General features: G+C 74.1%; 7 protein-coding genes. 2 read left to right on the top strand and 5 right to left on the bottom strand.

The window, feature by feature from the left end; all coding sequences use genetic code 11:
- Positions 1 to 259: 259 nt before the first annotated feature.
- Both ACFWWQ_RS28220 and ACFWWQ_RS28215 read right to left on the bottom strand, forming a co-directional pair.
- The gene (locus tag ACFWWQ_RS28220) at positions 260 to 2,518 is read right to left on the bottom strand and encodes an ArnT family glycosyltransferase (protein WP_384601895.1); all 2,259 of its coding nucleotides are present in this window, start codon (positions 2,516 to 2,518) and stop codon (positions 260 to 262) included.
- Positions 2,515 to 3,957 carry a glycosyltransferase gene (locus tag ACFWWQ_RS28215; protein WP_384601892.1) on the bottom strand — a complete coding sequence of 481 codons (1,443 nt, stop codon included), beginning with the start codon at positions 3,955 to 3,957 and terminating at the stop codon, positions 2,515 to 2,517. The genes ACFWWQ_RS28220 and ACFWWQ_RS28215 overlap by 4 nt, the downstream gene beginning before the upstream one ends.
- A gap of 87 nt (positions 3,958 to 4,044) precedes the next feature.
- On the opposite strand from ACFWWQ_RS28215, the gene ACFWWQ_RS28210 reads away from it, so the two are divergent.
- The gene (locus tag ACFWWQ_RS28210) at positions 4,045 to 4,392 is read left to right on the top strand and encodes a hypothetical protein (protein WP_384601889.1); all 348 of its coding nucleotides are present in this window, start codon (positions 4,045 to 4,047) and stop codon (positions 4,390 to 4,392) included.
- A 146-nt stretch (positions 4,393 to 4,538) separates the two neighbouring features.
- Here ACFWWQ_RS28210 and ACFWWQ_RS28205 read toward each other — a convergent pair whose 3' ends face one another.
- Both ACFWWQ_RS28205 and ACFWWQ_RS28200 read right to left on the bottom strand, forming a co-directional pair.
- The gene (locus ACFWWQ_RS28205) at positions 4,539 to 6,035 is read right to left on the bottom strand and encodes an ATP-binding protein (protein ID WP_384601903.1); all 1,497 of its coding nucleotides are present in this window, start codon (positions 6,033 to 6,035) and stop codon (positions 4,539 to 4,541) included.
- Between the two features lie 295 nt (positions 6,036 to 6,330).
- Positions 6,331 to 7,149 (bottom strand): response regulator transcription factor, encoded by an 819-nt coding sequence (locus tag ACFWWQ_RS28200; RefSeq protein ID WP_384601886.1) that lies wholly within the window; start codon positions 7,147 to 7,149, stop codon positions 6,331 to 6,333.
- Between the two features lie 707 nt (positions 7,150 to 7,856).
- Here ACFWWQ_RS28200 and ACFWWQ_RS28195 point away from each other — a divergent pair.
- Complete coding sequence (locus tag ACFWWQ_RS28195; protein ID WP_384601883.1) at positions 7,857 to 8,465, top strand: NADPH-dependent FMN reductase; 609 nt, start codon at positions 7,857 to 7,859, stop codon at positions 8,463 to 8,465.
- A 360-nt stretch (positions 8,466 to 8,825) separates the two neighbouring features.
- Here the strand turns inward: ACFWWQ_RS28195 and ACFWWQ_RS28190 are convergent, their stop codons facing one another.
- Entirely contained in the window at positions 8,826 to 9,794 is a 969-nt protein-coding gene (locus ACFWWQ_RS28190; RefSeq protein WP_384601880.1) for a DUF2797 domain-containing protein, read from the bottom strand.
- Positions 9,795 to 10,292 lie beyond the last annotated feature (498 nt).

The raw sequence follows: 10,292 nt of genomic DNA, 5'->3' as shown, positions 1-10,292 counted from the left end.
ACCCACCCCCCCCCCCCCCGCGGGGGGCGCTCGTTTCACGTGAAACGGCGTTTCTCTGAGACGAGTTGATGTCGCTGTGAGGTGAGTTGATTTCCTTGTGGGGCGAGTTGATGTCCTGTGGGACGAGTCGGCGTTCCCGTGGGGCGAGTTCGGCGCTGCGGCCCGCCTTGCGGCTGCGGCCCGCCTTGCGGCTGCGGCCCGCCTTGCGGCTGCGGGCCCGCCGACGTCCAGACCCCCTCAGCAGCTCAGGGTCCGCACCTCACTTCTTCGGCGCCGTCAGGTCGTAGAAGGTGGCGTCGCCGACGGTGACCTTGGTGAAGGTCTTCGTCACCCAGGAGGAGATCGCGGACGCGGTGCCCCGGCTGTCGTGGCCGCCGCCCGGGAAGCCTCCGCGGCCGCCTCCGTGCCCCTTCCCGCGGCCGCCGCCGGGGCCGCCTCCGCCCGCGAGGAAGTAGTGGATCCGGCCGTCCGCCACCAACTTCTTGAAGTGGGCGAGGGTCGGGGACGGGTCACTGCCGTTGAAGCCGCCGATCGCCATCACCGGCTTTTCGGTCGCGAGCTGGTAGCTCGCGGCGTTCTGGGAACCGATCCCCGCCGCGGCCCAGGTGTAGCGGTCGGCGTCCTTCGACAACAGCGCCCGCGCCGCGGCGCCGACCTTGCTGCCGTCGAGCAGTCCGCCCATGCCACCCATACCGCCGCCCGGTCCGCCGCGTTCGCCGAGGGCACCGGCGCCCGGGAACCCGCCCCGGCCGCCCTGCCCCGGGAATCCGGTGCCGCCGTGGCCCGTCCCGGTGCCCGACGGGCGCCCGGCCCAGGCGCCGCCGTTCGCTCCGGGGGAGCCGTTCTTACCGCCGGGCAGGCCGCCCTTGCCGCCGGGGAAGCCGCCCTTCCCGCCCTGGGCGCCGGGCGGCATCCCGCCGGGGCCGCCGCCCGGGAAGCCGTGGCCGCTCCGTACCGCCGGTCCGGCCGTGATGATCGAGCCGCCGTGCGGCGTGGCGACCGTGTTCAGCGTGTACGCCACCGGACCGGCCAGCGCCACCGCGGCGCCGAGCCCGGCCGCCACCGGCGCCGTCCGGCGCCGCGCCGCCCCATCGCCCGCCGGGACCAGCAGACCGAGCGCGGCGAGCACGCCCACGACGAGCACCACCCACCGCAGCCACGGCAGCCAGTCCGGCGAGCGGTCCAGCAGTACGTACGACCAGACCGCCGTCGCCGCGACCACCACGGCGAGCACCACGCGCCCGCTGCGGCCCGGGCGGCGCCACAGCAGCACCGTGCCCATACCGGTCAGCGCGGCCACATACGGCGCCAGCGCGATGTTGTAGTACTGGTGGAAGATCCCGGACATGAAGCTGAACGTCACGAACGTCATCAGCAACGCGCCGCCCCACAGCAGGAACTCCGCCCGCTGCGCCGCCTCGTGCGCGGCGGTCGCCCGCCGGGCACGCCGCAGCAGCCATACGACCGTGACCAGCAGGATCAGCGCGGCCGGCAGCAGCCAGGAGATCTGCCCGCCCATGTCCGAGGAGAACAGCCGGGCCGGACCGGTGTCCCCCCAGCCGCCACCGCCGCCGGGACCGCCCTTGAAGCCGCCGACGCTGCCGGTCTCGTTGCCGGTGATCCGGCCGAACCCGTTGTAGCCGAAGGTCAGCTCCAGGAAGCTGTTGTGCTGCGACCCGCCGATGTACGGGCGCGACGCCGCGGGCCACAGCTCGACGAGCGCCACCCACCAGCCGCCCGTCACCACGGTCACCAGCCCGGCGACCAGCAGCTGCCCGACGCGGCGGGCCCGGCCGACCGGCGCACAGCACAGGTACACCAGCGCGGCCGGCGGCAGGATCAGCCACGCCTGCAGCGTCTTGGTGAGGAAGCCGAACCCGAAGCACGCCCCGGCCACCAGCAGCCACCGCGTCCGCCCCGTCTCCAGGGCGCGCAGCACGGCGGCGACGGCGCCCACCATCAGCAGGCACAGCAGCGCGTCGGGGTTGTTGAAGCGGAACATCAGCGCGGCCACCGGCGTCACCGCCAGCACCGCCCCGGCCAGCAGCCCGGCGCCCGCCCCGAACCGGCGCCGCACCGCCGCGTACAGCACCCCGACCGTCGCGACGCCCATCAGCGCCTGGGGCACCAGCACCTGCCAGGCCCCAAGCCCGAAGAGGCGCACCGACAGCGCCATCGGCCACAGCGCGGCCGGGGGCTTGTCGACGGTGATGGAGTTCGCGGCGTCCGACGAGCCGAAGAAGAACGCCTTCCAGCTCTCGCTCCCCGCCTGCACCGCCGCCGAGTAGAACTGGTTGGCGTACCCGGAGGCCGACAGGTCCCACAGGTAGAGCACGGCGGTGACCAGCAACAACACCAGCAGCCCGGGCCGCGCCCAGCGGGGGTCGTCGCGTCGGCCCCGCAGGCAGCGGGCGGGGAGTCCCCGCCAGCCGTCCGTCGTCCCGCGCGCGGACCCGGGGGCGGGATCGTCGTACGGGGGCGGGCCCGCCGTGTCCTCGGTCTGCGGCTGGGGGGTCATCGGGTACTCCGGGTGGTGTGGGGCGAGTCGGGGACGTGGGGTGCGGGGCGAGGTGGGGACGAGTTGCCGGATGCCGGGCCGCCGGGCGTCGCGCGGGGCGGGAAGCTGGGCGCCGCGCGGGCCGGGAAACCGGGCGTCGTGCCGGGCACCTCCTGCGCATCCGGGACGGCGGCAGCCGTGGCCGGGGCGTCCGGCGCCGTTCCCGCCGCCCCCTGGCGCCGTTCACGGTCGGGAAAGACCCAAGCCCGGAACAGGAGGAAGCGCAGGACGGTGGCGGCGAGGTTCGCCGCGATCAGGACGGCCAGTTCGGTGGCGTGCGTGGGATGGCCCGCGGTGGCGTCCAGCGCGGCCAGGGAACCGCTGGTCAGGGCCAGTCCGATGGCGAACACGGCGAGGCCCTGCGCCTGGTGGCGCACCGCCCGGTCCCGGCCCCGTACGCCGAACGTCAGCCGCCGGTTGGCCGCGGTGTTCGCACACGCCGACAGCAACAGTGCCAGGGCATTGGCGAGTTGTGGGCCGACGCCCATCCGGGCGAGGGCGTACAGCCCGAGATAGCAGAGCGTGCTGAGCGCGCCGACCGCGCAGAAGCCGACGAGCTGCCGGGCCAGTCCGCCCGGTACGCCCGCGAGCGCCCGGTCCCGTGGATCGTCGCCGAACGGCCGCGCCAGCCGGTCCAACGGCAACGCCCCGGTGGCCAGCGCCCGCCCCACCCGCCACACCCCCTTGAGGTCGTCGGTCGCCGTCTTGACGAGGTGGACGGTGCTGTCCGGGTCGTCGATCCAGTCCACCGGCACCTCATGGATCCGCAGCCCGGCCCGCTCCGCCAGGACCAGCATCTCGGTGTCGAAGAACCAGCTGGTGTCCTCGACCAGCGGCAGCAACCGCGCGGCGACATCACCGCGGATCGCCTTGAACCCGCACTGCGCGTCGGAGAACCGCGCCGCCAGCGACCCCCGCAGGATCAGGTTGTACGTCCGCGAGATGAACTCCCGCTTCGGCCCGCGCACCACCCGCGCACTCCGCGCCAGCCGCGAGCCGATCGCCAGATCCGAGTGGCCGGAGATCAGCGGCGCGACCAGCGGCAGCAGCGCGTTGAGGTCCGTGGACAGATCGACGTCCATGTACGCCAATACCGGCGCCCCCGACATCGACCACACCTGCCGGAGCGCCCTCCCCCGCCCCTTCTGCTCCAGCCGTACGGCCGTGACCTCGTCAAACGCGTCATCGAGCCGGGCGGCGACCTCGGGGGTGCGGTCGGTGCTGGCGTTGTCGGCGATGGTGATCCGGAACCCGTAGGGGAACGTCCGGCTCAGATGCGCGTGCAACCGCTGTACGCACGGCCCGAGGTCGCGTTCCTCGTTGTAGACGGGGATGACGACGTCGAGGACGGTACCGCTGCCGCCGGGACGCAGGTGCTCCCGGACCGGCAAGGTCTCCAAGGCGTTCCATACGCCCGATGCCGCCGTCGCCTCACCGGGCTCACCGGGCTGACGGGCCTGACGGGCCTGACGGGTCTGATGGGCCTGATGGGCCTGATGGGCCTGATGGGCCTGATGGGCCTGATGGGCCTCACCGAGGGGGCCCAGCCCCTGCCGATTCGGTTGGGCCCGTTGGGCCTGTTGGACCTGTTTGACCTGTTGGACCTGTTGGACCTGTTGGACCTGTTGGACCTGTTGGACCTGTTGGACCTGCCGGTTCGGCTGAGCCTGCCGGCCGCCTTGAGGGGCCGGCTTGCCGCGTCGGCCCGGGTGGCCGTGCAGTTCCGGCTCACCCGTACCGCTCCCCGGCGTACCGCTTCGTGTCCTGTCGCTTGGCATCTCGCTTGGCGTCACAGGGGAACGCTCGCCAACCCCACTGTCACAGGGGTGTGCTGACGCTGTGTACGAGCTGTGAGATCAACGCGATACGGGCTCGGCTTCCGGCATCGGCCCCGACTCCGGCTCGGGCGCAGCCCCTACGGCACCGTCGCCACCACCCGCTCCCGGCCCCGCATCCCCCGCCACGCCGGTATCGGTCCAGGTCACGGGCCCTTCCCTACCACCGTCCCCGTCCCCGTCCCCGTCCCCGTCCCCGTCCCCGTCCCCGGCAACACCACCACAAAAACCGTCCGCCCCGGCACGCTCTCCACCGTCACCCTCCCGCCGTGCGCCGCAACCACCGCCTGCACCAGGGCCAACCCCAACCCCGTACTCCCCGCCGCCCGGGAGCGGGAGGCATCGCCCCGCGCGAACCGTTCGAAGACGCGCGGCAACAGCTCCGGCGCGATGCCGGGACCGTCGTCACCGACCTCCAGCCGGACCGCGCCGCCGCCCGACGCCCGTACCCGCGCCGTGACGGTGGTCCCCTCCGGCGTGTGCACCCGGGCGTTGGCCAGCAGGTTCACCAGCACCTGCTGCAACCGGGCCCCGTCCCCGCGTACGGTCATGGGCTCGACGGGCAGATCCAGCCGCCACCGGTGCCCCGGCCCCGCCGCCTGCGCATCGCTCACCGCATCCACGACCAACGGCGACAGGTCCAGCGGCGTGTACGCCAACGGGCGTCCGGAATCGAGCCGTGCGAGCAGCAGCAGGTCCTCCACCAGCCCGGACATCCGCTCCGCCTCCGACTCGATCCGCCCGAGGGCGTGGCGGGTCTGCGGGCCGGGGCGTTCGTCGCCGCGCCGGGTCAGTTCGGCGTACCCGCGGATCGAGGCGAGCGGCGTCCGCAGCTCATGGCTGGCGTCGGCGACGAACCGCCGCACCCGCATCTCGCTCTCCTGCCGCGCCGCCAGCGCCGACCCGACGTGCCCCAGCATGCGGTTGAGCGCCGCGCCGACCTGCCCGACCTCCGTCCGCCCGTCCGACTCGCTCTCCGGTACGCGGACGTGCAGCGCCACCTCCCCCTGATGCAGCGGGAGTTCCGCGACCGACGTGGCCGTCGCGGCGACCCGGCGCAGCGGACGCAGCGCGTACCCGACCATCGCGGCCCCGGCGATCCCGGCCGCGAGCAGCCCCGCACCCGTCACACACGCCTCAACAGCCACCAATGTCCCCACCGTGTCCTGCACATCGACCAGCGGCAGCCCCATCACCAGCGACCCGTCCGGCGCGAACGCCGCCCGGTAGTCGCCGAGCCCCGCCAGGGTGACCGTGTGCGGACGCCCGTCCCTCGGTACCGCCCCGAGCGCCGCCACCTGCCTGGCGGACAGCGCGTCCAGCCGCTCCGACGGCACCCGGCTCAGCGAACCGTTGCCCCGCGCCCCGGCCCCCAGCGACCCGTCGGGCGCCACCCGCGCCCCCACCGTCCCCCAGTGCTGACCACCCAACGCGACGAAGTCGAGGCTCCCGGCATGCACCACCACCTCCCGCGGCGGCCGCGCCGCCCGCCCCACCGCCTCTTCCAACTTCCCGTCCAACTGCTCCTGCAAATACGAGTGCAACGCCACCGCCGTCACCACCCCGATCACCGCCCCCACCACGGCAATCAACCCAACGGCGGACACGACCAGGCGCGTCCGCAGCGACCAGGGGCGGTGAATGCGCGTTCCGGCGAGGATTCCCTTACGGGTGGGGATTCCCCGACGGGTGGGGACGTCCGTACCGGTGGGAGCTTCCGTACGAGTGGGGGTGCCTGTACGAGTACGCGCGCCGGGACCGGTACCGGGGTGGGGCTCGCCCCTCCCCTCCTCTTCCCCTCCCCGGTACGTCATCGTCCGCATCTCCGCAGCCCCGTCCGCGTCCCCGTTCCCCTCCGCGTCCCCCTCCGCGTCCCCCTCCGCGTCCCCCTCCGCGTCCCCGTCCGCGTCCCCGTCCGCGTCCCCGTCCCCGCCCGCGTCAGCCCGCCGGCTTGATCAGATAGCCCGCGCCGCGCCGAGTGTGGATCATCGGCTCCCGTCCGGCGTCGATCTTCCGCCGCAGATACGAGATGTACAGCTCGACAACGTTGGCCTGCCCCCCGAAGTCGTAGCTCCAGACCCGGTCCAGGATCTGCGTCTTGCTCAGCACCCGCCGCGGATTACGCATCAGGTACCGCAACAGCTCGAACTCGGTGGCCGTCAGCCGGATGTCGTCCCCGCCGCGTGTCACCTCATGGCTGTCCTCGTCCAGCGTCAGATCGCCCACCGTCAGCACCGAGGCGCTCTTCGCTGCCGCGGCCCCCGCCCGGCGCAACAGGCCCCGCAGCCGGGCCACCACCTCCTCCAGGCTGAACGGCTTGGTGACGTAGTCGTCGCCACCCGCCGTCAGCCCGGCGATCCGGTCCTCGACGGAGTCCTTGGCCGTCAGGAACAGCACCGGAACGTCCGGCAGTTCACGCCGCAGCCGGGCCAACACCGTCAGCCCGTCCATGTCCGGCAGCATCACATCGAGCAGCACCGCGTCCGGCCGCCAGCTCCGGGCACAGCGCAGCGCTCCGGCACCGTCGCCCTCGGACCTGATGTCCCAGCCCTCGTAGCGGAGCGCGAGCGACAACAGATCGGCAAGCGAGGACTCGTCGTCCACCACCAGCACCCGCACCGGACTCCCGTCGGCCCGCCGCAGCCCAGGCTGCCCACCGGGCGCCCGGGCCTCCCCGCCGCCCCCTGCGGCGGACCGGTACGGCCGGGCACCCGAAGGCCCCGCGGAAACAGCGGACGGCGATGAAGTCACGGTCATGCTCCGAACGTCCCCCTCCCCCGTGAGAGCCCCCTTTCCCCTTTCTGTGAATCCCCTGAGAATCCCCCTCCGGCCCAGGCCCGTCACGGCCTGCGCGCTGCTGCTTCCCCTCCTCCCGCTCGCCCCGCCCCCCGCACGGTGCCGGGTCCGGCCCGGCGTCTCGTCCCCCGATGCCCCCGCTCTCGCCCCTGCCTCCGTTCCCTTCCGCGTTCCCGTCCGCGTTCCCGTCCGCGTTCCGCCAACGGCTCCCACCGCCCGTCCTCACCTGTTCGCGGCGCCCACCGGCCCTCCCGGCTCAGGCCCGTCACGACCTGCGCGCCGCTCCCACGCGTTTCCCCAACTCGGAAGCCGCCCTCTCCACACCCCCACTCATCCACTCCCCCGCCACGAACAAGCTGGCCACGACCGAGCTGGACCGCCCCCCGCGCGGCCCACCCCGATCACTGCATCCCACCTTCTCACCCACCACTGACAATCGCCCTGACCTGCAACAACACGCCCTACGGCTACTCCTGACGCCTCATCCGCCCGCCGCCTGTCTCCCCTACCGAACCGCCCCAGGACAAGGGACGCCCGGGAAACCAGAGCGCTTGAGCGCCGGAGGCCCACGCAGGGCACCGCAACACCGAACCCGGTCCCCAGATGCCCCCGCCCCTGCCACCCGAACACCCGCCGCAGCGGCCCACCCCCCGGCGTACGGTCGCCCCATGAGACTCGTCGCCCTGTCCGGCAGCCTGCGCGCCCGTTCGTCGAACGGCGCCGTGCTGCGCTCCGCGCTGGCCTTCTTCGACGGCCCGGCCACCACCGCCGACATCGCCGCCCTGCCCCACTTCAACCCCGACCTGGACGGCGAGGGCGCCACCCCGCCCGAGCCCGTCGCCGCCCTCCGCGCCACCGTCGCCACCGCCGACGCCCTGCTCGTCGTCAGCCCCGAGTACGCGCACGGCATCCCGGGCGCCCTCAAGAACGCGCTCGACTGGCTGGTCAGCAGCGGCGAATGCGTCGACAAGCCGGTGGCCGTGATCACCGCGTCGCCGTTCCCCACCGGCGGCGATCACGCCAACGCGCAACTGCGGGAAGTGCTCCGCATGATGACGGGCCAGGTCGTCACGGACGCCTGCCGCGCAATCCCCGCCGTCGGCCCGAAGATCGACCCCACCACCGAACGCGTCACCGACGAGGCAACCCTGAACGACCTACGCACCGCCCTCCACGCCCTGACGGCAGCGGCGACAGCGGCGACAGCGGCGACAGCGGCGACAGCGGCGACAGCAACCGGACCAGCACCGACGGCCGGGGCACCAACAACGGCCTGACCCCACCCCACGAACCGGGCCCCACCAGGCCACCCCGTACACCGGCCCGTCCCGACACCACCTCGCCGCCCGCCCCGCCTCGGCAGAACACCGAACCCCACCGCGCAGGCCCCCCTCGCGCGCCCCGGCCTCGGCCCCGCTCCGGCACCACCCCGCCCCGCGCCGGGGACGTCTCATCCGTGAAGCCGGGGCCACCGCCCCACCCGGGGCGCCCGGGGCCACCGCCCCACCCGAGGCACCCGAGGCACCCGGCGCCCGCGCACCACCCAAGGCACCCGTACGCCTCCCCAGCACCCCTGGGCACCCGGGCACTCCCCGGCTCCCCGTCTCCCCGGCTCCCCGGCTCCCCGGCTCCCCGCCTCAGAACAACCCCTCCTGCTGGCCGTCCCCCTCCTCTCCACCCCGGCGGCCCCCTCTCCCGTACGACGCCTCCCGCACGGGAGCCGTCGTCACCCCACCCCGCGTGGCCCCCAGCACCCACCCGGACAACAACCGGGCGTCAATCACCGCCACCACCCCACCGACCGCCCCCTCCTCACCGGAACGCCGAAGCCCACCGGCAAGCCCGTCCCCGCTCCCGGCCCCCGCCGCAGCCCGAGCCAAAACCCCAGCCCCAGGCACAAGCACCGCACCCTCCGCAGCCGCCCCGGAATCCTCGGGCACCCCGCGGATCCGCACCCGCACATACACATCCGCCCCGACCCCTGCCAGCACCTCCCCCACCACCTCCGCACCCGCCGCCATCGCCCCCAGCTCGGCGGCGTCCGCCGGAATACGCGCCAGCCCGAACAGCTCGCTGTGATCGCCGAACGCGAAGTCCACCGGCTCCAACGTCTCCGGCCACCCGGGCAACCCCCGAGCCCGCGCATGCAGTTCGGCCAGCTCCGCACGCCGCTCCGCCACCGCCGGCAACAGCCCTCGCGCCGCCCGCTTCGCCTCCTTGGCGAACCGGTCCGGCACCGCGAGCGCGCTCCCGAGAACCGCCTCCGCCCGCCGCGCCGCCATCAGCGGCCCGCGCCCCAGCCACGCGTACGCCACCGCCCCCTGCTCCACCAGCCGCGCCGCCCCGCGCTCGGCCGCCGTGATCCCGACCTTCACCAGGCCGGGCCCGAAATACGCGAGGTAGACGCCGTACGGACGCGGATCATCGGCCATGGTGTCCGCCGCCACCGACCGCGAACGGTCCAGCCGGGCACACGCCTCGCACTGATCCCGCACCGCCGCCCCCGGGATCACCGCCTCGTACGGGCAGACGATCCACCGCCCGCCGCGCCGCACCCCCAGGCACCGCCGCTCCCCCACCACGGAGAACGCCAGCCTCTTGCCCACGGGCAGCGCGCTGACCCGCTCCGCGCCCCGCTCGGCGCAGTACCAACCGAGCCCCTGCCGAAACCCCCGTTCTCCCTCCGCTTTCCCCTCCAACGACCACCGCGGACCCGTACATCGCCACACCCCGCAAGCGTACGGCCACCCACTGACATCACCCCGGCCCGAGGAACCACCCGGCCACACCACACCGACGTGCTGCCACACCGACGCGCTGCCACCCCGCCGGCCCCCGGACCGGAAGCCCGCCCCGCCTGCACCGCACCGACACCCGGCCCGCCACCCGCACCCGGCACCGGCACATCTCCCATGAGCCCTCGCCCCACCAGCCACCGACTCATCGCCCCTGGAAAGCACCGGGCAGGCAGCCCGAAGGCCGCACCACCAGCCCAGGGGGAGCGCGTCTCCCGTCGCGGGCGGAGGCTGCGGCGGGTAGTAGCCCTGCGGCGGGTACGGGTAGTACCCGGGCTGGGGCTGCGGCGGGTAGTAGCCCTGCGGGGG

The organism is Streptomyces sp. NPDC059080 (assembly GCF_042739975.1).
In the GTDB taxonomy this organism is placed as follows: Bacteria; Actinomycetota; Actinomycetes; order Streptomycetales; family Streptomycetaceae; genus Streptomyces; species Streptomyces benahoarensis.
This window is presented reverse-complemented; position numbering and strand designations above follow the sequence as displayed.

Excerpts from the sequence above, each read along its gene's own strand:
- ACFWWQ_RS28220 (WP_384601895.1), bottom strand. The coding sequence starts at position 2,518 with ATGACCCCCCAGCCGCAGACCGAGGACACGGCGGGCCCGCCCCCGTAC.
- ACFWWQ_RS28210 (WP_384601889.1), top strand. The coding sequence starts at position 4,045 with ATGGGCCTGATGGGCCTGATGGGCCTGATGGGCCTGATGGGCCTCACC.
- ACFWWQ_RS28200 (WP_384601886.1), bottom strand. The coding sequence starts at position 7,149 with ATGACCGTGACTTCATCGCCGTCCGCTGTTTCCGCGGGGCCTTCGGGT.
- ACFWWQ_RS28195 (WP_384601883.1), top strand. The coding sequence starts at position 7,857 with ATGAGACTCGTCGCCCTGTCCGGCAGCCTGCGCGCCCGTTCGTCGAAC.